The organism is Gorillibacterium sp. CAU 1737 (assembly GCF_039888655.1).
GTDB lineage: Bacteria > Bacillota > Bacilli > Paenibacillales > NBRC-103111 > Gorillibacterium.
The window spans coordinates 68,951-91,672 of sequence record NZ_JBDQQO010000005.1; the positions used below are offsets into that span (position 1 = coordinate 68,951).

General features: G+C 57.1%; 18 protein-coding genes and 2 riboswitches. Of the genes, 14 read left to right on the forward strand and 4 right to left on the reverse strand.

The annotated features are described in order from the left end of the window. Positions 1-248: 248 nt before the first annotated feature. Positions 249-644 (forward strand): VOC family protein, encoded by a 396-nt coding sequence (locus AAFN83_RS12010; RefSeq protein ID WP_347769605.1) that lies wholly within the window; start codon positions 249-251, stop codon positions 642-644. A gap of 73 nt (positions 645-717) precedes the next feature. Here AAFN83_RS12010 and AAFN83_RS12015 read toward each other — a convergent pair whose 3' ends face one another. Further along, the gene (locus AAFN83_RS12015; protein ID WP_347769607.1) at positions 718-1,182 is read right to left on the reverse strand and encodes a DUF2691 family protein; all 465 of its coding nucleotides are present in this window, start codon (positions 1,180-1,182) and stop codon (positions 718-720) included. Positions 1,183-1,326: 144 nt separating this feature from the next. On the opposite strand from AAFN83_RS12015, the gene AAFN83_RS12020 reads away from it, so the two are divergent. Next, positions 1,327-2,964 (forward strand): RNA polymerase sigma factor, encoded by a 1,638-nt coding sequence (locus AAFN83_RS12020; RefSeq protein WP_347769609.1) that lies wholly within the window; start codon positions 1,327-1,329, stop codon positions 2,962-2,964. Between the two features lie 106 nt (positions 2,965-3,070). On the opposite strand, the gene AAFN83_RS12025 is transcribed toward AAFN83_RS12020, so the two are convergent. Continuing rightward, positions 3,071-4,072 (reverse strand): phosphotransferase enzyme family protein, encoded by a 1,002-nt coding sequence (locus tag AAFN83_RS12025; RefSeq protein WP_347769611.1) that lies wholly within the window; start codon positions 4,070-4,072, stop codon positions 3,071-3,073. Positions 4,073-4,297: 225 nt separating this feature from the next. Next, a riboswitch (purine riboswitch) is annotated at positions 4,298-4,397 on the forward strand. 213 nt (positions 4,398-4,610) lie between these two features. On the opposite strand from AAFN83_RS12025, the gene AAFN83_RS12030 reads away from it, so the two are divergent. From AAFN83_RS12030 to AAFN83_RS12065, 8 genes are all read left to right on the forward strand, one after another. Then, the gene (locus AAFN83_RS12030) at positions 4,611-5,993 is read left to right on the forward strand and encodes an NCS2 family permease (protein WP_347769613.1); all 1,383 of its coding nucleotides are present in this window, start codon (positions 4,611-4,613) and stop codon (positions 5,991-5,993) included. A gap of 140 nt (positions 5,994-6,133) precedes the next feature. Next, positions 6,134-8,143 carry a Na+/H+ antiporter gene (locus AAFN83_RS12035; RefSeq protein WP_347769615.1) on the forward strand — a complete coding sequence of 670 codons (2,010 nt, stop codon included), beginning with the start codon at positions 6,134-6,136 and terminating at the stop codon, positions 8,141-8,143. Between the two features lie 219 nt (positions 8,144-8,362). Further along, entirely contained in the window at positions 8,363-10,450 is a 2,088-nt protein-coding gene (locus tag AAFN83_RS12040) for an alkaline phosphatase family protein (protein WP_347769617.1), read from the forward strand. A gap of 341 nt (positions 10,451-10,791) precedes the next feature. Then, entirely contained in the window at positions 10,792-11,526 is a 735-nt protein-coding gene (locus AAFN83_RS12045; protein WP_347769619.1) for a glycerophosphodiester phosphodiesterase, read from the forward strand. Beyond that, positions 11,523-12,833, forward strand: a complete 1,311-nt coding sequence (locus AAFN83_RS12050; RefSeq protein WP_347769621.1) for an MFS transporter — start codon at positions 11,523-11,525, stop codon at positions 12,831-12,833. The genes AAFN83_RS12045 and AAFN83_RS12050 overlap by 4 nt, the downstream gene beginning before the upstream one ends. 285 nt (positions 12,834-13,118) lie before the next feature. Then, positions 13,119-13,943 (forward strand): sulfide/dihydroorotate dehydrogenase-like FAD/NAD-binding protein, encoded by an 825-nt coding sequence (locus tag AAFN83_RS12055; protein ID WP_347769623.1) that lies wholly within the window; start codon positions 13,119-13,121, stop codon positions 13,941-13,943. A 5-nt stretch (positions 13,944-13,948) separates the two neighbouring features. Further along, positions 13,949-15,352: an NADPH-dependent glutamate synthase gene (gltA, locus tag AAFN83_RS12060; RefSeq protein WP_347769625.1), complete on the forward strand. Its 1,404-nt coding sequence runs from the start codon at positions 13,949-13,951 to the stop codon at positions 15,350-15,352. 212 nt (positions 15,353-15,564) lie between these two features. Beyond that, complete coding sequence (locus AAFN83_RS12065) at positions 15,565-16,119, forward strand: NAD(P)H-dependent oxidoreductase (RefSeq protein WP_347769627.1); 555 nt, start codon at positions 15,565-15,567, stop codon at positions 16,117-16,119. A gap of 94 nt (positions 16,120-16,213) precedes the next feature. Here the strand turns inward: AAFN83_RS12065 and AAFN83_RS12070 are convergent, their stop codons facing one another. Then, on the reverse strand, positions 16,214-16,591 hold the full coding sequence (locus AAFN83_RS12070; protein ID WP_481810506.1) for a winged helix-turn-helix transcriptional regulator: 378 nt from the start codon (positions 16,589-16,591) through the stop codon (positions 16,214-16,216). Between the two features lie 2 nt (positions 16,592-16,593). Continuing rightward, positions 16,594-17,553: a D-2-hydroxyacid dehydrogenase gene (locus tag AAFN83_RS12075; protein ID WP_347769631.1), complete on the reverse strand. Its 960-nt coding sequence runs from the start codon at positions 17,551-17,553 to the stop codon at positions 16,594-16,596. Positions 17,554-17,935: 382 nt separating this feature from the next. Further along, positions 17,936-18,037, forward strand: a riboswitch (purine riboswitch). Between the two features lie 141 nt (positions 18,038-18,178). Between AAFN83_RS12075 and purE the strand changes: the two genes are divergently transcribed. The 4 genes from purE to AAFN83_RS12095 all read left to right on the forward strand — a co-directional run bounded on the left by purE (position 18,179) and on the right by AAFN83_RS12095 (position 22,678). Then, the gene (gene purE, locus AAFN83_RS12080) at positions 18,179-18,682 is read left to right on the forward strand and encodes a 5-(carboxyamino)imidazole ribonucleotide mutase (protein WP_347769633.1); all 504 of its coding nucleotides are present in this window, start codon (positions 18,179-18,181) and stop codon (positions 18,680-18,682) included. Further along, on the forward strand, positions 18,682-19,989 hold the full coding sequence (gene purK, locus AAFN83_RS12085) for a 5-(carboxyamino)imidazole ribonucleotide synthase (RefSeq protein ID WP_347769635.1): 1,308 nt from the start codon (positions 18,682-18,684) through the stop codon (positions 19,987-19,989). Before purE ends, purK begins: the two co-directional genes overlap by 1 nt. A gap of 313 nt (positions 19,990-20,302) precedes the next feature. Continuing rightward, the gene (gene purB / locus AAFN83_RS12090) at positions 20,303-21,598 is read left to right on the forward strand and encodes an adenylosuccinate lyase (protein ID WP_347769637.1); all 1,296 of its coding nucleotides are present in this window, start codon (positions 20,303-20,305) and stop codon (positions 21,596-21,598) included. A gap of 171 nt (positions 21,599-21,769) precedes the next feature. Beyond that, positions 21,770-22,678: a phosphoribosylaminoimidazolesuccinocarboxamide synthase gene (locus AAFN83_RS12095; RefSeq protein WP_347769639.1), complete on the forward strand. Its 909-nt coding sequence runs from the start codon at positions 21,770-21,772 to the stop codon at positions 22,676-22,678. The last annotated feature ends 44 nt before the right edge of the window (positions 22,679-22,722 follow it).

Here is a 22,722-nt window from a genome sequence, read left to right on the forward strand (position 1 = left end):
GGCGTTTCCCCGCTTTTTATGAGTATGCCTGTTATTCGGTTTTAAGAAAAAATCACCTTATAAGTATTTGCCATAATAAAACATCCCCTTTCGTGGTAAGGAACTAGGTAAGCTAGTATAGATTACCTTACTTTAGGAAATAAATCCATATCCGATTTTCTATGATGGACGGATAGGAATGATCGTTCCAAACGTTTATACTTGTACGAGACTTTAAACATATGAGCATGGACTTTAAGGAGACGCGAATGGAAGCTTTTGTTCATCATATCTGCATTCAAACCAATCAATACGAGGCATCTTTGGCCTTTTATCAGAAGCTGGGCTTTCAATTGGTTCAAGAAACCCCGGGCTTCCATGGCAGAAGCTATAACACCTGGTTGACGTTAGACGGATTTCACATCGAGTTGCAGACCGGGAAAGGCGAGTTGACTCCGGTAGGCGGCACCGAAACCGAAGGGCTGGTTCACTTTTGCATCTGGGTGGAAGATCTGGAGAAGGCCTTACGAACCCTTGATTTCGATGATTCCCTCTTTCTCCTAAAGAACGGGAAGCGAATCTATACGGTCGAAAATGGCCAGCTGTGCAAACTGAAAGCGCCGGAAGGAACAATTGTCGAGCTGCGCAATCAGCGTGGAATTTAGCTTAAGGCCATCTGAAAAAAAGACGTGCGGAATGGCACGTCTTTTTGCTGTTCTTTTCGAATGACATGTGGTATTACCATACGGATAGTTTCGTTCTGAAATCATTATCATCAGTTATGTAATCGATGTACTCGTACTCCTTGTTGAATGCATTCTTATAAAGATCGTCAAGTTGGTCTTTATCCTTGCAGTAGATGGTGACATAAGAAGAATCGATAACCAAAAGGACGAGTTCGCAATCACTCTTCAAAAATTCTTCGTACGTTACAACGTCCACAACGCATTTCCCTTTAGGAAAAGCTCTGAGATTCACAAAGATTAAGTACTGGTTTTTGTTTTCAATGGTTGCACCTAGATCAGCTCCGTCTAAACCAAATACTTCATTTGGAAAAAGTGGTTCTTGTCGCTGATTTATGGTGGTGTATGATTCTTCACCACCGGTGTACCAATCGAACAGAGTAACATCAATAGGTTGTAAAATTTCTTTAAGGTAACTTCCGTATTCATTCGGAATCTGGAATGAAATCCCTCTTATCATTTTTATCACGCCTTCTTGGATTGTTAATCAAATCGCTGCGCAAATCTCGATCTGGCTTTTAAGCAAATTTTTTCTCGCGAATTCCCATCCTTTTTGGATGGTCCGGTGTCTATGTAAGCAGAAGCGCTTCTGGAGGGACCCATCATGCTAGAAACCAAGCAGGCGAGAGCCGGCCGGCTCGCCGCCGATTATGCCAAACCCATCTATGCCTATACCCGCAGCCGCACTCGCTCGGAGCAGGATGCCGAAGACTTGGCTCAGGACATCTGCTTGCGCGTGTATCGAACCTTCCTGCAAAAGGAGGACATCCGCGACCCGGATCGATTCGTCTGGACGATTGCCCATCATGCCCTCGCCAACTATTATCGCGGACGATCACGGGCCGGTGCCGGGCCGATCTCAGGGATCGCGGAGGACTTGCCGGCCGATGATCCGCGAGTGGAGGAGCAGTTCGTGGACCGCGAAACGCGCAATGACCTGCACACGCGGATTGCCTATCTAGCGAAAACCCAGCGACAGGTGCTGTTGATGCATTACTATGCCGGGCTGAAGCAGGCCGAGATCGCGGAGCAGCTTCACCTTCCTCTCGGAACGGTAAAGTGGCATCTGCGAGAGGCCAAGCGGGAGCTAAAGAACGGAATGGAGGCCATGACCATGAACGATATAAGCCTGTTGAAATGCGAGCCGATTCAATTCGAACGGATGGGGCTCGCCGGAGCCGTCGGCTCCAAAGGCGGCACCTCTGACTTCTTCCGCAGCAAATTGACGCAGAACATTGCCTACAGCGTGCTTCATAAGGCGCGAACAATCAACGAGATCGCCGATGCTCTGGGGGTTTCTCCCGTATTCGTCGAGTCGGAAGTCGAGTATCTGGAGGAATACGGCTTCCTGCTTCGGGAGGGGGCGCGTTATCGGGTTAATTTCCTTATTGACGAGCCCTCAGACGAGGCCAATCAGCTCCATAACGCCATGTATGAGGCGGTCGTCGGACCGCTGGCGAACGACTTGTTTGACGAGCTTGAAGCGAGCGGACTGCTCGAGCATGCCGATCTCGCCTATCCGGACGAAGACCGCAACTTCTTGATGTGGGCCCTCTTCTTCTACGTCGCTGCGTGCTCGGGAGAGAAAGCCGCTAATCATCCGGTTCCCTTCGAAGAAGCGGCTGTGCTGCGGCCGGACGGGGGCTACTTCCTCCCTTATGCCACGGTTCAGAAGGCGACTGAGGTGAAGCTTACCTACGCGGAAGGCATGAATCGGTGGAGCGGCCCGTGCTGGAATGGGAACGACCGATCGATTCTCTGGTTTGTCAGCTCCGAGTGGTCATCGCCCGACCGGGAGACGGAAGGGTTCGTTCGTAACGTGAGCCGCGATCTGGACCTGCTCGAAGCCTTCACTGCGGGGCGTCACTTGTCTGCTGAGGATTACGCTTACCTTGCCGAAATGGGATTTCTCAAGCGCACGGATGCGGGCGAATTCGAGCTGGCGATTGTCCACATCAAGACGCGCGAGCTTCGCAGGGAGCTGTTGAATTTAGGGCTTCGTGTCCGGGAACAGCACCAAGCGCGGATGGAGGAGTGGAGAGCCCGATTCGCTCAATACGATCTGGGTCGTACCCCCAAACACCTGCATAAGATGCTTCGGTTTGTTCACCAGCACTTGTTCACCGCGGATGGCTATTTCCTGCTGCACAGTGCCAAAGCCCTTCTGGCAAAAGGAAAGCTCCAGCTTCCGCGGGAGGAGCAGAGGATTTCTCTTTCCGTGCTTCTGCTCCCAGTTGAGTAGAAGGAAGATGGATTGAACCTCAATCGCCAAGTAAGCCCGGTAGCCCTGAATAAGGGATGGCCGGGCTTTTTCCCGTGCAGAAAGTCACGGTTCTTCACCGAGGGCCCTACAAGCCAAGGTCTGGAAAAGGTGCTTGCTCCAAAATGCGCTGACGCCACACAGCAAGATGATCCGGATTGCTGCGCACCATCTCGTCGTACATCACGGTAAAGAGGAGCAGTCTTCGATAGTGCAGGAAAAGCTCGATCTGCTCCGGCGGGAAGCTAGCCTGCGGTCGAATGCGGGAATAGCCTGTGAGGAAGGAGTGAACGCTCTGTTTTAGCATTTCGGCGTCCTCTGGAGGATGCTCCAGCTTCCCGTGGGCGGCATGGGTGATCAAGCTGTAGAGAGCAGTGGCCAGATCGCATGCGAACCAGTGCGGATTCGAGACATCGAAATCAAGCACAGTCACCTTGCCCTCCTGCGTGATCAAATTACTGATGTGCAGGTCATTGTGTGTGAACCCGAAGCCCGACCGCTCCACCGGAAGTACCTCCAGCTTTTCCTTCAATTGCCTCCAGGCTGCTTTGACTTCTTCGTCCTTGCACCAAGAGTGAAAGGAGTTCAACTCCTGCTCCCAACCGAGCAATCGCCCTTCCGGGTCTTCGGGGATCTGATTCCAGTAGGGATACTGCTCCGCTGTGGCGTGCATCTTTCCCATCGCCTCGCCCCATTGTTCGAATAACGCAGGACGATTTTCGAATGGAGCCTCGTAGATGGGAATTCCTTCTCGCTTGTCATAGGAATAAGCGATATACAAGCGGTCGTCCTCTACGCATTCGGAATATAGCTTTCCGTCCTGAGTCGGTTCGGGAAAGACGATCGGTACTCCCCGTTCCCCCAGAAACCGGACAAAATCCAAACGAGCCGAGAGGGCAACTCGGGCATCCCCTGATTTTTCCACAGGGAACTCCATCACTTTCAAAATGCGGGTTTTTCCCTCCAAGGGGAACGTGTACAAAATCCCATCCGACCACTCATAACCGCCGTTAAAATAAGTCAGTAGTACCGCAGATGTCTTGTAGGATTGGGCGAGATTCTCTAATACCGTGTTCGTAATCGCTTTCATAAGAACACCTCCAAGCAACCGTTCGTGCAGCATGACGGCTGCGATATCTCGAATTCTATCAAGATTTACAAGAGATGGGAATCGGGTTCAGAATCGTTTCAACAGGAAAAAGCCGTCGATTAACCGCATTAGGGAAGAGGGGTGTGACGAAAAACCGAACATCACTTCACAATATGTAGGTAATGTTCGGATTTTCATCTTGACAGTGTAGGGTCTCCCCCCTACAATAAGCCTGTAATGCTCTTTCGTATAATCTCGGGAATAGGCCCGGGAGTTTCTACGGATCACCGTAAATGATCTGGCTACGAAAAGGGAAAGATCTTCGTGAGATGACGCTGTCGATGTTCGTCGAAGTCAGCCTCCTCCGTTGCCGATCTTTCCGGAATGACCGGGCGCTCGTGTTCATGCCCGGTCTTCGCAAGGAGTTTATTCCGGTAGGGTCATACCGGTTTACTCGTTGCTTTTCGCGGTCTCAGGTCGAGAGCCTGAGCTTTTTTTGTTGTTTTTACCACTTATTCCAAGGGGGACAAGCACCACAATGGAAAGATTCTTTAAGCTGAAAGCGAATGGAACAACCGTCCGCACCGAGATCATGGCGGGGATTACGACGTTCATGACGATGGCTTACATCCTGGCCGTTAACCCGAACATACTTAGTGGAGCAGGCCTTGAATGGTATGCCGTCTTTATGGCTACCGCACTCGCAGCCGGTATCTTCACCGCTTGTATGGGCCTGTTCGTCAATTTTCCGGTTGCCGTTGCGCCGGGCATGGGCTTGAATGCCTACTTTGCTACTGTTGTCCTTACTTCGAATGGAACCATTACACCGGAAATCGGACTCACGGCTGTCTTCATCTCCGGTTTGATCTTCATCGTGCTGACGGTTACGAAAGTCCGTCAATTGCTCATCGTTGCGATTCCTGATAGCCTGAAAAATGCAATCACCGTAGGGATCGGCTTGTTCATCACCATCATCGGCTTGAAAAACAGCGGCATCATGACGATCGGTGTGGAAGGCTTCGCTAAAGTAACGGCTGGCCAATTCACCGACCTCGGCGGCTCCGAATCCGTCATTCACATGGGCAGCCTGTCGAACCCGACCGTGCAAATCGCCCTGATCGGTCTTCTCCTGATCACCGTGCTCATGGTGTTGGAAGTGAAGGGTGCCATCCTCTTCGGTATCCTCGGAACGACGATCATCGCAGCCCTTATGGGTCAGATTGATACAGCCACACTGACCGGAGCTCAATGGGTACCGGACTTCAGAGAGCTGAACTTTGCTAAGTTCGATTGGAAAGGTGTTCTGGATGACGGCTTGATCACCATCATCGCCACCTTCACCTTCGTCGAGCTGTTCGATACCTTCGGAACACTGGTCGGTACGGCTACCCGTGCCGGTCTCATGAAGAACCCGGAAGAAGGCAAAAAGCGCATCGGCAAAGCAATGCTCGTTGACGCCTTCGCTGTCAGCGGCGGCGCTCTGCTCGGTACGAGCACCACGACCGCTTACGTAGAAAGCTCTGCCGGGATTGCCGAAGGCGGCCGCACCGGTCTGACGGCTGTCACCACCGGCGTCTGCTTCCTGCTCGCTCTCTTCCTCGCCCCGCTTGTAGCCCTCATCCCGGGCGGCGCTACAGCAGCTGCTCTGATCGTAGTCGGTGTACTGATGATGCAAGCAGTCAAGGACATCGATTTCCAAGACCTCGTGGTCGGCATTCCGGCTTTCTTCACGGTTACGTTCATGCCGTTCACCTACAACATCGCAAACGGGATCTCCTTCGGCATCCTGTCGTATGTGATCCTTGCTTCCCTCGCCAACCTTCGCAAGAAGGACGGCAAGAAGTATGAAGTCCACTGGCTCATGTGGATTCTGGCTGTGCTGATCGTCCTGCGCTATGCCCTTATCGGCAGCCAAGGCTAATTACACGCCTTTCCTGAATAGAAGAGAGCACCATCCGCATCGTTCCCCGGCCCTTTGGGCTGGGGATTTTTTTGTCCGATTTTGCGAAGGAAGGTTCTTCCGGGGTATACTACGAGGATCATAAAGGATGGTGTACCTACATGGAAACGTTCTTGCTCGTATTGGTCCTTCTTATCTTGATCGGGGTGTCTCATCTGATCGGACGCTTCGCTCCATCGGTTCCGGTCCCGCTCATTCAGATTGGCCTTGGGGTTGGGCTCGCTCTTCTTCCCATGGCCGTTCACATTGAGCTGGAGCCGGAGCTGTTTTTTGTGCTGTTTATTGCGCCGTTGCTCTTCAACGATGGGCGGAGAACGCCGCGGGACGAGCTGTGGCATCTTCGGGCGCCGATTTTGCTGCTCGCCTTGGGCTTGGTATTCTTCACTGTCCTGGTTGGCGGATGGGCGATTCATGCCCTCATTCCCTCCATCCCGCTGCCAGCCGCCTTCGCGCTTGCGGCCATCCTATCCCCAACAGATGCAGTAGCCGTCAGTTCGATGGCGGGGCGCGTTCATCTTCCTCGCCGCATTCACCGTATTCTGGAAGGGGAATCACTCATCAATGACGCATCCGGCCTCGTGGCGTTCAAATTTGCGGTTGCGGCTGCAGTGAGCGGGTCCTTTTCTCTGCCAAAAGCAGCGCTCAGCTTTGTGGTCATTGCCGTGGGCGGCGTGGTGGTGGGCTCGCTTGTCGGATTGCTCATCATCCGTCTCGGTGTGTGGATTCGGCGCCTCGGGATGGAAGACGTCACCATGCACGTGCTGCTGCAATTGGTAACGCCCTTTATCATTTATCTGGTTGCAGAAGAGTTGGGCGTGTCCGGGATCCTTGCCGTCGTAGCGGCCGGGGTGATGTTTGCGGTGCGCAAGGATCGGGCCACTTCCCCGGATTACAAGCTGCAGATCGTGTCCGCCAGCACCTGGTCGGTGCTGCTGTTCATTCTGAACGGTCTGGTGTTCCTCCTTCTCGGATTGTTGATTCCGGATGTCATGAAGGTCATCTATCACAATGAAGCAATCAGCAATGGACAGGTGGCGCTGTATGTCTTGCTGATTACCGCGATGCTGATCATCATTCGGTTTCTGTGGATTGTTGGGTACGCACGGCTACGCCGCAACAAGAACGAAGAGGTAACCTTGCGGGGTATTGCACTCACCTCGATCTCGGGAGTGCGCGGAGCGGTAACGCTCGCAGGTGCCTTTTCCATCCCGCTGTTCACGGACAAAGGAGATGCGTTCCCCGAACGTGACCTCATTCTTGCCCTTGCGGCTGGTGTGATCCTTGTTTCACTCATTCTTGCGAGTGTCGTGCTTCCGCTATTGGCGGGTAAGGAGCCGGAGGAAGAGGAAGGGCATGGAGAAGAAAAACGGCTCATGGAGATCGGCATGCGGAAGCTCCTCGCTTTGGCCCGGCAGAAGCCGGGGGAGGGAGCGCCGACACCCGAGATGGCAGCGATTCAAGAGAAGCTCATGCAGCTTCGGCCCGGTCAGTGGCAGGAGGCGTTTCCGGACGGCGGTTTTGTGAAGCAGTTGCTGCAGATACGCCGCCTTGGCCTTCAGGCAGAGCGGAGGGAGCTCGAGCGGCATCGCGAGGAGCTGGACTCCCCTACGTATGACAGCTTGGTGGAGCGCTTGGACAAGCTGGAGTATATGCTGACAAGAGGCTTCGATGCGGAAATGAAGCTGTCCTTCTCGGAGCTGGGTCGACTGTTTACCGGCTGGTTTGGCGACCCGACGGCTCAACTCAACAAAGAGTGCAAGGATGCAGAGGGGAAACCCTGCCTCGTCGAGGAGGCCTATGTTCGCGTCCGCCTCGCCATGCTCGATGCGGCGATTGCCGAAATCCAGGAAGCCAAAACCGAGGAGAGTGAACGGGTGACCAGCTATGTGGTAACCCGTTACCAAGCGATCCGAGCGCGGCTTGGGCACAGCCTTTCCGGAGGTCTTCTTCCAGGAGTCGCGGGAACGGAGGACTTGGAGGAGGAGCGCCGTATGATTCAGGAGCAGCGCAACGCCGTACAACGGATGTACGAGGACGGCACGATCAATCGAAAGATTGCCGGCCGTTTGCGGACGCTCGTGGACGAATTGGAAGCCTCCATCTGGGAATAACCGCATGCATCGTTTTCCTCCCGCAGGACAAAATGGGAAAACGGGGGGATGACGATCATGCGACCGGGAAACATGTGGAACAGGGTACTGCTTGCAGGTTTGGCAGTCCTGGCGGCAGTTGGATTAATCGCAATGGCTTATTGGGATGGTGGAGGTACCCGACTCGGGAAGAGGGCGGTTGGATCCCTTATAAGAATCGTTTGGCCTGGACATCAGGCTTTGGCTGCAGCTGCCCCGGGGAATGAGCCGAAACGGGAGTTCTCGGGACGGGTTTCCCTGATCGGTGCAGAGCATGCCGTGCCGGGAAGTATCTTCCGGCTCAGTCTTCATCTCTATACCTCGACGCCCGAAGTGAGCGCAGATCGACTGGAGACCAACCTGTGGTTCGACCGCCGCTTTTTTGCCTTCGAGCGTGCGGAAGGGGCAGCGGGGCCAGTCCGATCCGAGCCCGGGAGGCTTCGGCTTGCTGCGGAGATAAAATCCCCAATGGCGAAGGAGCATCAAGGAGAGTATCGGGCATCTCGAGTGGTGCAGCTTTATTTTCGAGCGCTGTCCGGCAGCGGGGAGAGTGACATCATTCTGGAAGGCACAAGGATCTTCCAGAAGGGGGAACCCATTCGCATGCAGCGCTTGATGACGGACCACGCTCGCGTGCGTTTGCATCCTCGGTCTCCGGAAGACAAGAACGGGGACGGACTTGTATCCATCGGAGATTTGGCGGTCTCGGCGGGGGCTGCTGATGAGCGTAAGATCGCTGAAAAGCTGCAGATCTATCCGTACAAGCGGGTTATCGTGATCGGACTCGACGGAGCAGGGAATGCCGTTTCGCCGGATGCTCCCTATTATCCGCTCTTGACGGCGCATTCCCGCCGAATCGGGGAGCGTTTCCGGCTGCCCCACCTTCGATCATTACTCGAAAAAGGAGCTGTCAGCTATACGGTGCACTCGTCTGAGCCCACCTCCTCCTCGCCAAACTGGGGAGCGATGCTGACGGGGGTGGAGTATGGAAAGCACGGTGTGTCCAATCAGGTAAGCGGCGAGGCTTATTACGGCGGTAGGTACCCGACGGTCTTTTCCCGCCTGCGAGAGTTAGCCCCGGAACGGCGTCTCGCGTTCTTCTCCCATTGGAGCCACCTGCGCGATGGCCATATAGAGCCGGAGGCCGGTGTGTCCGTTTACTCTGGAGAAGATGACGCGCTGGTCAACCAGTTGGTGCGGTACATCGAATCCGGTCAGGCAGTGGACACGTCTCTTGTCTTCCTCGTCCTCGATGAGGTGGACAATGCCGGGCATGCGCGAGGCTGGTTTACCCGCAGCTACTACCAAGCGTTGGAGCAGGCGGATCAAAAGGTCGGCCGGATCTATGAGGCCCTGAGCCGAAACGGCCTGTTGGACGATACGCTCGTCCTGTTCGTGGCGGATCACGGCGGCGGGACGACCGCGGTCGGCAAGGCGCTCTATCGCAGCCGAACGCACAGTCACGGCGGCAAGCAGGCCGCCACGGTCTTCTTCGGCGCATCCGGCCGCACGGTTGCCGGGGAGCGCCGTCTGACCGGAGGCCGCACCCGCGACGTGGCCGCGACGATCCTGAGCGCGCTCGGAGACGAGCGGCGAATTGGAGACTCGCGGCCGCTGCCCGGGATGTTCCGGCCGAAGGAAGCCGGGCAGGCATCGCCTGACCGGATGGCGGCGTTGCGGAGCGGCAAGGGCGCTGCCGGGGCTGCTGCCTCGGCGGGGATCGCGCAGGCGACAAGCGGCGCTCCGCTGGCGAGCCCGGGCGCGCCGTCTGCAGCGCAGGCTCAGCAGGCGGTTTCGCCAAGCGCACCTGCCTCGCTTGCGGGCAGGCCGACCGCGTCCGTGCCGAGCGCACCTGCCAGCCGGGCCGCGTCCTTGTCCGCGCCCGCGGGCCAGGTCCGGCTCGTGCGCAGCCTGCGTCCCGCCCGGCCGGGCTACGAGCTGTCGCTCGCCGGCACGGGCAGCCGCACCAAGGCGGCGGTCGTCCGCCTCTCCATCGGCATGGGCAGCCGCTGGAATCGGCCGGCTTCCGCCTTGGTGGACGCCGTCCCGCTCGCGCCGGGGGTTCGGGCATATCTGCTGCCCGACCCCGCTCATCCGGGAGAAGTCCGCCTTGTCGTCACCTCGTCGGGCCTTCTCCCGCTGGATAAGCCGCTCGTGCGGCTCGTCCGCCCCTTGGCTCCGGCCAAGGAGGCGGTGCGGCTCCGCCTGCGGCCGATCGAAGCCGCCGTCGCTGACCGGGACGGCGTGGAGACGCTCCCCGCAGTCAAGGTCATTTCGACCCTGCGGTGAGGGAGGTTACAGCGTCGATCAGGCAGCGATACCAGCTTGAATGAACTGCGTCATTTTATCAACACAGTTGGACAAAGCCATTCCCGATTCTCATATTGATTCTTCAGCTGAGCCATTCCGCTTTTGGGATGGCTTTTTTATTTCCCGGTAGTAGCTTGTAGATCGTTGCTACAGACACCTACGGTGCTTCCAACTTCTTCGACCGTTTCCATAGTTTAAAAACGGCTCTTTTGGTAGTAGTATGGAAGAAAATACAAACCGCTCTTTCCGGTAACATTCACCGAACATTCGGGGGCTAGACTGAAGAGGAGAGATCGGGTTCATTCAAGGAGAGGATTGGCATGGAACGCACGAAGATTTTTGCTCATCGGGGAGCGGCTGGAGAAGCGCCGGAGAATACGATGGCGGCCTTTCGACTGGCCGTGGAACAAGGAGCGGACGGGATCGAGCTGGACATTCAAATGTCCAAGGACGGAGAGCTCGTGGTCATGCACGACGAGACGCTCGAACGCACCACGAATGGGAAAGGACTCGTAGTAGGGCATACGGCAGCCCAATTGCGCGAGCTGAATGCGGCGGCACATAGCCCGGAATACGGCTTTCAGCCGATTCCTTACCTGCGTGAGGTACTGGCTTTCCTGCAGCCGACGGGGCTGTCGCTCAACATCGAATTGAAGAACGGCATTGTCCTCTATGAAGGCATGGAGGAAAAGGCTGTCGCACTCGTTCGCGAGTTCGGCATGGAGGATCGGGTCATCTTCTCCTCCTTCAATCACTATAGCCTCGTCAGGCTGGTGGAACTCGCTCCGGAGATTGAGCGGGCGATTCTCTATGTCGAAGGGCTATACGAGCCATGGAATTATGCGTTACTCATCGGGGCGGACAGCCTGCATCCGATCTTCTACAGCGTATACCCCGAGATTGTCCAAGGCGCGCATCAAGCAGGGGTGAAAATACGCCCGTATACGGTTGACGACGTCGAGACGATGAAGCGGATGCTCGCCTGCGGAGTCGATGCCATCATCACCAACTACCCGGCCCGACTGAAAACCTTGGTAGAGGAAGGTGAAACATGAAGCGCTTCTCTTATTCGCGGATTGCCGTAGTTGGCCTCGGCTTCTTTGCCATCTCGGTGGTTTGGCAGCTCTACAATTCATTCATGCCGCTTATGCTCGGTGAATTCATTGAATCGAAGACCATCCGGGGCTCGATCATGGGCCTCGATAACCTCGCTAACATTTTTCTCATCCCTCTCATCGCCGCCTGGAGCGACCGGTTGAACACCCGCTTCGGGCAGCGGCTTCCTTTTCTTCTGATCGGCATGCCGCTTGCCGCCGTATTCATGCTCCTCATGCCGGCCTACACCAGCCTTGCCATGCTCATTGTCATCGACATCGGCTTTCTTCTCTCCATGACCGTGTTTCGGGCTCCGACGGTTTCGCTCATGCCGGACCTGACGCCGCCGGACAAGCGCAGCCAAGCGAATGGCATCATCAACTTGATGGGGGGCATCGGCTCGCTCCTGACCTTGTTTGTTCTGGCGAAGCTCTACGACGAGCAGCGCTCGCTGCCTTTTGCCATTGGTGCCGCCATTCTGTTGATTTCTCTAACCGCTCTGGTGTTCGCTCTGCGGCCGTTCTTTCGGCGTACGGACAAAACGACGGCGAGTGGTGAACAAGCATCGACCGAAAAACAAGCGGATTCCCCTGGAATCGCAGCTTCCTCCGATGAGCTCGCAGAAGAAGCCTCCGGCCCTCGCGGCGTAATCAGCGGCTTGCGCCATGTTTTGGTGGACAAGAATCGCTCGGCTCTATTCATCTTGCTCGCGATCTTCTTCTGGTTCGTTGGCTACAGCGGCGTGGAAGCTCAATTCACCACGTATGGGGTAGAGTCGCTCGGCTTAGTGGCGGGAGACGCCACGTTCACCATCGGCTTTTTCAGCCTCGCCTTCCTCCTCTTCGCCGTACCGAGCGGCTTTCTCGCCAAACGCTTCGGGCGGGTCAGCCTGATTACAACGGGCATCTGCGGGTTGTCGGTGCTGTTCCTCTCCCTCTTTTGGATTCAGGATTTAATGGTGATTCGCATCGTGCTGCTGGTGGGAGGAGTCTTCTGGGCGTTGGTCAACATTCATTCGTACCCGCTCGTGGTTAGCTTTGCCGGAGCCGGGCGCATCGGGCTGTACACCGGACTCTATTACTTCTTCTCTTCGATCGCCCAGACGGTTGGTCCCGCTTTTGTCGGACTCTTCATGGATCTGTTGGGAGGCCCTTGGATGTTTATCGGCTCCGCGGCTAGCCTGCTCGTTTCCCTGCTGATGCTACTCACGGCTCGCAAATCCCTCATTCGTGAGAGCCGTTCGACTGTTGCTGTGATTTCCCAATAGAATACGCAACAGATTTCGGTCGATAGGAGTATGGGCCAATAACGCGATCGCCCCGTGACCTTCTCATTTACTCCCGGATTTACGGAGGAGAGGAGTTCCCTTCCCATTGGGAGAGTGAAGGGGGCTCTTTGCTTTCGTCTGATGATCTGTCAAAATTCGAGTTTTTTCGCGCCAGCTCTGAAATGACAGCGTGTTCAAACTTCATCAAAAAGTCAACTTTCTCCACCCACAGCCAATTCGTCTCCCGATATAATGGATTCATGTTAGCCGGAGGAGTTAAGAGCCATGTACCGCATCCTGCAAAAAGATCGTTTACACGAAACCGTTGAGCGCATGGTGATTCATGCGCCGTTTGTGGCCCGCAAGTGCGAGCCCGGCCAGTTCGTCATGGTTCGGATTGAAGAAGGAGGCGAGCGGATTCCGCTCACCATCGCCGACTATGACCGGGAGAAGGAAAGCGTCACGATCATCTATCAAGTGGTCGGCTATTCGACCCGCCTGCTTGCGGAGAAAGAGGAAGGGGATTTCATTTCCGATTTCGCCGGTCCGCTCGGGCGTCCGGTTGATCTTGAGCCGAAGAAACGGGTATTGGGCATCGGCGGAGGCGTCGGAGCCGCGCCGCTTTATCCGCAGATTCGAAGGATGAAGGAGCTGGGCGCCGAGGTGGATGTCATTCTCGGCGGGCGCACGCACTCGTTCATCATTCTGGAAGAGGAGTTTCGCGCCTTTTCCGGGGAAGTTCTGCTTGCGACAAACGACGGAAGCGCTGGAACGAAGGGCTTTGTGACCGATGTGCTGAAGCAGCTTCTCGCAGAAGGACGCGAATACGACGAAGTGATCTGCATCGGGCCCCTTCCGATGATGAAAGCCGTCGTGGACATTACGAAGGAGAAGGGCATTCCGACCGGGGTTTCCCTTAACCCGATCATGATCGATGGAACCGGGATGTGCGGCGGATGTCGCGTGACAGTGGGCGGGGAGACGATGTTCGCCTGTGTGGACGGGCCGGACTTCGACGGACTGCTGGTGGATTTCGACGAGTGCATCCGGCGTCAGGGAATGTATAAGGACATGGAAGAGCATATCTGCTTGATCGGGCGGGAGGGCTGAACATCATGGCGAACTTGAGCAAAGAGAAGGTCCGCATGCCGGAGCAGCCTCCGCTTCTGCGGGCGCGCAATTTTGAAGAGGTGGCGCTCGGGTATACCCCGAGCCAAGCGATGGAAGAGGCGGAGCGCTGTTTGCAGTGCCGCCACAAGCCGTGTGTGAACGGCTGTCCGGTCGAGGTGCCGATCCCTGGCTTTATCCAGGCGATTGCGGCGGGTGACTTCGAGGCTGCCTACCGGACGATCACGACCGAGAACAGCCTGCCGGCGATTTGCGGGCGCGTCTGTCCGCAGGAGAGTCAATGCGAGGGCGTCTGCGTTCGCGGCAAAAAGGGCGAGCCTGTCGCCATCGGCCGCCTGGAGCGGTTCGCGGCGGATTACGCGCTTCAATCTGGACTGGCGGGCGCCGAGAAGCCGCTGACGAACGGCCGCAAGATCGCGGTGGTCGGCGGAGGCCCGGCCGGCCTGTCCTGCGCGGGCGATCTGGCGAAGCTCGGCTACGAGGTGACGATCTTCGAAGCGCTGCATGCGGCAGGCGGTGTCCTCACCTATGGCATCCCGGAATTCCGGCTGCCCAAGTCGCTCGTGGAAGAAGAGATTGCCAAGATCACCGAGCTTGGCGTCACCATTCACAAAAACGTCGTGGTGGGACGCTCGATTACGGTGGATGAGCTGTTCGAGGAAGGCTTCGAGGCCGTCTTCGTCGGCAGCGGTGCGGGGCTTCCCCGCTTCATGGGCATTGAGGGCGAGAACCTGAACGGGGTATACTCCGCCAACGAGTTCCTGACGCGAGTGAACCTGATGCGCGCCTATGAGTACCCGCGCAACCCGACACCGGTGAAGACAGGCAAGCGGGTCGCCGTAGTCGGCGGCGGCAACGTGGCGATGGATGCCGCTCGTACGGCTCTTCGCCTCGGTGCAGAGGAAGTAAGCATCGTCTACCGCCGCGGGATGGAGGAGCTTCCGGCTCGCGCCGAGGAGATCCATCACGCGCAGGAGGAAGGCATCCATTTCCGCCTGCTGAACAATCCGAAGCGGATTCTCGGCGACGGAGTATGGGTAACGGGCATGGAATGCGTGGAGATGGAGCTGGGCGAGCCCGATGCCTCCGGCCGCCGCAGCCCGCGTGAGAAGGCGGGAAGCGAATTTGTGCTGGAGCTCGACACGGTGATCATCGCCATCGGGCAGAGCCCGAACCCCCTCATCCGGCAGACGACGCCGGGCTTGAGCGTCCAACGCTGGGGTGGAATCGTGGTCGAGGAATCGACCATGGAGACGAGCAAGGCGGGCGTCTATGCCGGCGGTGACGCGGTCACCGGTGCAGCGACGGTCATCCTCGCCATGGGCGCAGGCAAGAAAGCCGCGAAGGCGATTCACGAATCACTCAGCGGTGCGAGCGTCGAGGCTGAATGAGCATTCCGTGCAGAGCGAGTTTTCGATAAGGAAGAGGACCCAGCAACGGCGAGCCACCCTTGCGGGTCTTCTTTTCTATTCCTACTGGTAGGAGAACCAGCGGGGGTTACTCACCTTTTCGTAAGTAGGTGAACCAAAAGTGCATACTTTTGCAGAGGTGGACTCCTCTCTATACTGGGAAGGAAGCCAAATGAGCAGAAGGAGGCATTCTCATGAAAACACTGGTGATTGTCGCACATCCCCATATGGAGAAATCCGTCATCAACAAAAGGTGGGTAGAAGAGCTTCGAAAAGATCCCGATCACGTAACGGTCCATGACTTATATGAGGCTTATCCGGATGGGGTTTTGGACGTGGCCCGCGAGCAAGCGCTGATCGAGGCGCATGGAACGCTTGTTTTGCAATTTCCGATCTATTGGTTCAGCAGCCCGCCTCTTCTCAAGCAATGGCTGGACGAGGTTTTCCTCTACGGATGGGCATACGGATCAAAGGGAGACAAGCTGAAAAACCGCATCACGGCATTGGCGGTTTCAGCCGGGAGTAGTGAGGAGGAATACCAAACAACAGGGCGTTATCGCCGGCCGCTTGAGGAGATTCTCTCTCCCTTTGCCACGACCTTTCTCTATTGCGGTGCGGATTATCGGTCGTTCTACGCCTTGTATGGGGCCGAGAACGAGATGGAAGCATCTACCCTCTGGCTGGAACAGAGTACCCGGGACTATCTTTCCTTTTTGAAGGAACGGGCAAGCGAAGGGACTCTTTCCTGATTCGTCCGATTCGCCCGGATTGTGTAAAAAAGCGCCTCCCCTCTCACCTGAACGGTGGGCGTGGAGGCGCTTTTGCTAGATCTGCGCGACTGCTTTAGCCGATACGGATGCTTGGGGACTCCTCTTGTTCCTCCAAGACGGAAGTCCGGTTCTGCTCTCCCCAATGGCACATCATGTCGAGCACCGGCATAAGCGACTGTCCGCGCTCCGTTAAGGAGTACTCCACCTTTGGCGGGATCTGGGGAATTTCCTTGCGATCCACGAGGCCGTCCGCCTCCATCTCTTTGAGCATCACGCTCAACGTTTTAAAGGAAATGGAGCCGATCGAACGCTGCAGCTCATTAAACCGCATCACTTTGGTTTCGGCGAGCCAATAGAGAATGACCATCTTGTATTTGCCGCCGATTAAGGAAAGCGTGTACCCGAAGCCGGTCTCTTTCAATTGGGCGCCTGTCCGTACGCAGGAGTCCATCACTACTTGTTCACCACATTCACAGAAGCTCCTTGCAGGAAAGCCTCCACGTTGGCTGTAGCGACGGCCATGAGCCGAGTCCGCGCCTCCTGAGTGGCCCAAGCAATATGCGGGGTGATCACGCAATTCTTCGCTGCAAGCAGCGGATTATCGGCACGCGGCGGCTCCGAGGAGAGCACATCCACACCTGCTCCGCGCAGGCGGCCGCTGTTCAGCGCTTCGGCCAGATCCTCTTCGACGACCACCGGGCCTCTAGAGGTGTTGAGAAGGATGGCACTCGGCTTCATGAGTGCGATGCGTTCCCGGTTGATAAGCCCTTTCGTGTCCGGGGTCAGCGGACAATGGAGCGACACGATATCCGAGTCCGCCAGCACCTGCTCAAGCGGAACGAAGGAGATGCCTTCCTCGGCGGGATAAGCCCGGCGGCCGCTCGTTGAAGCGAGTACCTTCATGCCGAAGGCACGAGCGATCTCGGCCACCTTGCGGCCAGTGTTGCCGTACCCGACCAGCCCGATGGTTTTGCCCGCGAGCTCAGTAAGAGGGGAGCGCGTGAAGCTGAAATCGGGACTGGAGGTCCATTCTCCTGCCTTTACAGCCGAGTCATGAAGTGCGACCCGGTTTACCAGATCGAGCAAAAGGGAGAAGACGAGCTGGGCGACGGAGTCGGTGCTGTAGGAAGGAACATTGGTGACCGTAATTCCGCGTTCCTTCGCGGCGGCTGTATCGATGATGTCATACCCGGTTGCCAGTACCCCAATGTAGCGCAGCTTCGGCAACTGCTCCAGGCGCGAGGCGGGGAATGCGACTTTATTGGTCAAGAGAATCTCGGCATCGGCTGCCCGTTGGATAACCTTTTCTTGCGGCAGACGGTCATAAACCGTGAGCTCCCCCAAGCGGGAGAGCCCGTCCCAGCTTAAATCTCCGGGATTCAAAGCGTACCCGTCCATTACAACAATCTTCAACGAAATCTCCTCCGGGTTCATGATGGTTTCTTCTATTATAGCTCGACGAAGTGCGGCTTGACGAGGTATACGATGACACGCACTGCTCAGTTGATGTGATTCGAAAACGCTGTGCAGGAGAAAAGCAGATTTTTTGCATCAAAAGTAGCTAAAATACGAACTTTACGAATGTGAATGCTTCCAATGTTCGTCTTTCGTTGACACATTCGGCAAAGGGCTGGTAAGATAGAGGGGCAAACGAACAAGGTAACCTGACGCGGCAGCTTTTTCCTGGCTGTTCGGTTCGGCTGTCTCTCGGCTTTCCTTATGAAAGACGGGCAAGAGCAGTCGGCAAGGGTTGCTCTGGTACGAACGATACTCGCTGGCGCATGTCGCCGCCATTGAATGATGATAGAATAAATCTCGTATAATATCGGGGATATGGCCCGAAAGTCTCTACCCAAAGACCGTAAATTTTTGGACTACGAGGAAGAACACCGCTTGGGCTTTTTGATATGGAAGCAGACCTTAGGTAGGGATGGGCCGCTTTCGTTCGGAGGCCAGGTGCTCTTTCTCGTCCGGCTTTCGGGGAAGCATGTCCCCGGGCTGGACTTTTTTGTTGGAAAAGAAAGGGGAGCTAGCGCACATGTCGGCACGTGTCGGAGTCATCATGGGCAGTCAATCGGATTGGTCCACCTTGAAGGAGGCTTGCCGCGTTCTGGACGAGCTTCAGGTCCCTTACGAGAAAAAGGTTGTATCGGCGCACCGCACCCCGGACCTCATGTTCGAGTACGCCGAAACGGCGGAAGAGCGGGGTCTCGCCGTCATCATCGCAGGTGCCGGAGGCGCGGCGCATCTGCCGGGCATGGTAGCGGCGAAGACGGTGCTGCCGGTCATCGGCGTGCCGGTGAAGACCTCCACCCTGAACGGGCTGGATTCGCTGTTGTCGATCGTGCAGATGCCGGGTGGCATCCCGGTTGCTACCGTGGCCATCGGCACCGCTGGTGCGGTAAACGCGGGACTGCTTGCCGCGCAGATCATCGGGGCGTCCGACCTTGAGGTCCGCAAGCGGGTGAGCGAACGGCGCGAAGCGATCAAGCAGTCGGTGCTGGAATCAAGCGACCGCCTGGGCGAGGAGGACAACCAGTGATGACGAAGGAGACGGGGATAGGGATAGAGCTCGGAGGAAACGGGCTCACGCTGGGCACGGCGAAGGCGGATAGAGGCTGCAGCGGAAGCGAGCTCGCCCAGAATCAGACGAGAACGGATGCGGAGTGTGGCAGAAGTAAGCTCGCCCAGAATCAGGCGGAGGCTCCGCGCATCCTGCCGGGGAGCACGATTGGGGTTCTAGGCGGCGGGCAGCTTGGCCGCATGCTGGCTATTGCGGGACGCGCGATGGGCTACCGCTTTGTGACCCTCGATCCGACCGAGGACGGCCCGATGGGGCAAACGGCGGATCAGCAGCTTGTCGCCCGATACGACGATGCCGAGGCGGCCCAGGAGCTCGCCCGTCTATCCGATGTCATCACGTACGAGTTTGAGAATGTCGATGCCGGGATCGCCGAGATGCTGGCGAAGGATTCCTATGTCCCGCAGGGGCATGCGCTTTTGCATACGACGCAGCATCGGCTTCGGGAGAAGCAGGCGATTGAAGCCGCGGGCGTGCCGGTTGCCCCTTATGCGGAAGTGACAAGTGAGGCGGATGTGCATGAGGCAATCCGCCGTTTTGGCTTGCCCGTCGTGCTCAAAACGGCGACCGGCGGCTATGACGGCAAAGGCCAGCGCGTCATTCGCCGCGCGGAAGAGGCGGATGACGCGTACCTTGAGCTGGCGGCTGCCGGAACCGAGCTGGTGCTGGAGAAGTTCATCTGCTTCGAGCGGGAGCTGTCGGTCATCGCGTCCCGCAGCACGCAGGGTGAGGTGCGGACCTTCCCTCCGGCGGAGAACCTTCACCGCCGGAATATCCTGCACCTCTCCATCGCTCCGGCCCGCATCTCGCCAGAGATCGCCAAGCGGGCGGAGGAGCTGGCGGCCCGCCTGGTCGAAGGCTTGGGCGCGATCGGCCTGCTTGCGGTGGAGATGTTCCTGACGCCGGAAGGGGAGCTGTTCGTGAACGAGCTCGCGCCGCGTCCGCACAACTCCGGCCATCACACGATCGAAGCCTGCCGCACCTCGCAGTTCGAACAGCACCTGCGCGCCATTTGCGGCTTGCCGCTCGGCAGCACCGAGCTCGTCACGCCTGCCGTCATGGTGAACCTGCTCGGCGAGCATGTTGAGCCCGCTCTGGCCTGGCTCGCCCGCGAGGAGCGGGAGGAGGACGGCCTTGCCGTGAAGCTTCATCTTTACGGCAAGGCGGAAGCCAAGCCGGGACGCAAGATGGGGCACATCACCCTGCTCACTGATGATCCCGAGCGTGCACTTCAATGGGTAGAGCAGTCCGGGATTTGGAGGGAGTAGGGGGCGGCTATTAACGATATGAGATATCGCTATTTGCATCAAATGTGGCTCAAAGAAGCCAAATAACGATATGGGATATCGCTAATTGGCTGGGAGCTCTTTACGAACAGAGATATGTCCAAAATAGGGATTAGAGATATCGCTATTTGCATCAAATGCGGCCCAAGAAGCCAAATAACGATATGGGACATCCTTATTTCTTATCTTGCTTACGTCAACCATAATCATAAGAAGTTTCCCGTTGATTCTCATCGAAGAGGATCCGGCAACAACTCATTAACCAGTATGAAACCAAAGGGGAGTCTATCCAACCATGATCGAACGGTATACAAGGCCTGCTATGGGCGCAGTGTGGACGGAAGAAAACAAATTCAAGGCTTGGCTCGAGGTGGAGCTGCTTGCTTGCGAAGCGTGGGCAGAGCTCGGCGTCATCCCGAAGGAGGACGTAGCAGCACTTCGGCAAAATGCCAGCTTTGACATCGAGCGCATCTATGAAATCGAGCAGGAGACGAAGCATGACGTCATCGCTTTCACCCGTGCGGTTTCTGAGAAGGTTGGACCGGAACGGAAGTGGGTTCATTATGGCCTGACTTCCACGGACGTGGTGGATACGGCGCTCGGGTACCTGCTGAAGCAGGCAAACGACCTGTTGGACGAAGCCCTTCGCGGGTTCATCGCCATTTTGCGCGAGCAGGCGATGAAGTACAAGTCCGTTCCGATGATGGGAAGAACCCACGGCGTGCATGCCGAGCCGACGACCTTCGGCCTCAAGCTGGCGCTCTGGCATGAAGAGATGAAGCGCAACTACGACCGCTTCCAACGGGCAGCCGATGGTGTTCAATTCGGCAAAATGTCCGGCGCCGTCGGCACTTACGCCAACATCGATCCCTCGATCGAGCAGTATGTGTGCGGCAAGCTCGGCACGACTGCCGCACCGATCTCGACCCAGACGCTTCAGCGCGACCGTCACGCGGACTACCTGAGTACGCTGGCCCTGATCGCCACCTCGCTCGACAAGTTCGCCACCGAAATCCGCGGCTTGCAAAAGAGCGAGTTCCGCGAAGTCGAGGAGCCGTTCTCCCAGGGGCAAAAGGGATCGTCCGCCATGCCGCACAAGCGTAATCCGATCGGCTGCGAAAGCATCTCGGGTCTCGCCCGCGTCATCCGCGGCCACATGCTCTCCGCTTACGAGAACGTGCCGCTCTGGCATGAGCGCGATATCTCGCACTCCTCGGTGGAACGGATCATTTTGCCGGATTCGACGATTCTGCTCGATTACATGCTGTCGCGCCTTGGGAACATCATCAAGAACCTGAACGTGTATCCTGAAAATATGAAACGGAACATGGAACGGACCTTTGGGCTGCCGTTCTCGGGCCGGGTGCTCACCAAGCTGATCGACAAGGGCATGAGCCGCGAGCAAGCCTATGACACCGTTCAACCCCGCGCGATGCGCGCCTGGGAAGAGCAGCGCTCGTTCCGCCAAATCCTGGAGGAGTCGCCGGAGATCACCGATCATCTGACGCCGGAGGAACTGGCGGATTGCTTCGATCCGTCCTGGCACCTCAAGCATGTGGACACGGTGTTTGCCCGTCTCGGCTTGGAATAGAAGGTCGGCTGCGCACCATGCTCTGCCAACCGCAAGAAGCAGAACCGCCCGGTCTCGCGTTTAGGGGAAGCAGGAGTATCCTCTTAGGAAAAGGGGCAGCCGAAGCTGCTGCTCCGTTTCCACGGGGATTCCTCCCCGAGCGCCGGCCGAGGCTCAGGAGGAGAAGAAAAGATGTCGATTGCCGCCAGCCCGCTGTACACGTCCGAAGGACTCGTTCGGGCTCCGCTCGTTCACAAGGGGAAGGTTCGGGAGCTCTACGACCTCGGAGATCACTATCTTATCGTCGTAACCGACCGCATCTCTGCTTTCGATTATGTCCTTCGGCCGGGCGTACCGGACAAGGGGCGCGTGCTCAATGAACTGTCCGCCTTCTGGTTCGATCAGACGACGGTGTTTCAGAACAACCATGTCGTGCACACCGATGTAGATCGCCTGGGCGACCTCGTAACCGAGCCGGACAAGCTGCGCGGGCGGATCATGGTCGCGAAGAAGGCAGAGCGCATCGACATCGAGTGCGTTGTGCGCGGGTATCTGACGGGCGGCGGCTGGCGGCAGTACCGCGACAGCGGGCAGGTGAACGGACATGAGCTGGGCTCCGGCAAGCGCAAGAACGGCCGCCTGGAGCATCCGCTCTTCACACCGGCCGCGAAGAACGACATCGGCCACGACGAGGACATCACCATCGACCGCCTCACCGAGCTGGTCGGGACGGAGCTTGCAGCCGAGCTGGAGGAGAAGAGCGTGCGCCTCTACCAATATGCGCACGACTATTGCGCCGGACGCGGCATCATTCTCGCGGATACGAAGTTCGAGTTTGGCATTTTGGACGGAGAGATCATCCTGATCGACGAGCTGCTCACGCCGGATTCCTCCCGCTTCTGGGACGAGAGAAGCTATGCGCTCGATATCGAGATCGACAGCATGGACAAGGAGCCGGTTCGCACGTACCTGGCCGACAGCGGCTGGGACAAGAACAGCGAGCCGGACCCGCTGCCCCAGGAGGTTGTGGAGGGAACTTCGCAGCGCTACAAGGAGATTTTCCGCCGATTGACCGCCCCGGCCTCGGAGGCACTCGTGTAAAAGCGAGATCAACTTTTCGCTGGGAGTCGCTGGGAGCATGAACA

Coding starts and splice junctions, on each gene's coding strand:
- AAFN83_RS12065 (WP_347769627.1), top strand. CDS start 15,565: ATGAAAACACTGGTGATTGTCGCACATCCCCATATGGAGAAATCCGTC.
- AAFN83_RS12030 (WP_347769613.1), top strand. CDS start 4,611: ATGGAAAGATTCTTTAAGCTGAAAGCGAATGGAACAACCGTCCGCACC.
- AAFN83_RS12035 (WP_347769615.1), top strand. CDS start 6,134: ATGGAAACGTTCTTGCTCGTATTGGTCCTTCTTATCTTGATCGGGGTG.
- AAFN83_RS12020 (WP_347769609.1), top strand. CDS start 1,327: ATGCTAGAAACCAAGCAGGCGAGAGCCGGCCGGCTCGCCGCCGATTAT.
- AAFN83_RS12010 (WP_347769605.1), top strand. CDS start 249: ATGGAAGCTTTTGTTCATCATATCTGCATTCAAACCAATCAATACGAG.
- AAFN83_RS12015 (WP_347769607.1), bottom strand. CDS start 1,182: ATGATAAGAGGGATTTCATTCCAGATTCCGAATGAATACGGAAGTTAC.
- AAFN83_RS12095 (WP_347769639.1), top strand. CDS start 21,770: ATGTCGATTGCCGCCAGCCCGCTGTACACGTCCGAAGGACTCGTTCGG.
- AAFN83_RS12045 (WP_347769619.1), top strand. CDS start 10,792: ATGGAACGCACGAAGATTTTTGCTCATCGGGGAGCGGCTGGAGAAGCG.
- AAFN83_RS12055 (WP_347769623.1), top strand. CDS start 13,119: ATGTACCGCATCCTGCAAAAAGATCGTTTACACGAAACCGTTGAGCGC.
- purB (WP_347769637.1), top strand. CDS start 20,303: ATGATCGAACGGTATACAAGGCCTGCTATGGGCGCAGTGTGGACGGAA.
- AAFN83_RS12050 (WP_347769621.1), top strand. CDS start 11,523: ATGAAGCGCTTCTCTTATTCGCGGATTGCCGTAGTTGGCCTCGGCTTC.
- purK (WP_347769635.1), top strand. CDS start 18,682: ATGACGAAGGAGACGGGGATAGGGATAGAGCTCGGAGGAAACGGGCTC.
- AAFN83_RS12070 (WP_481810506.1), bottom strand. CDS start 16,591: ATGGACTCCTGCGTACGGACAGGCGCCCAATTGAAAGAGACCGGCTTC.
- gltA (WP_347769625.1), top strand. CDS start 13,949: ATGGCGAACTTGAGCAAAGAGAAGGTCCGCATGCCGGAGCAGCCTCCG.
- purE (WP_347769633.1), top strand. CDS start 18,179: ATGTCGGCACGTGTCGGAGTCATCATGGGCAGTCAATCGGATTGGTCC.
- AAFN83_RS12025 (WP_347769611.1), bottom strand. CDS start 4,072: ATGAAAGCGATTACGAACACGGTATTAGAGAATCTCGCCCAATCCTAC.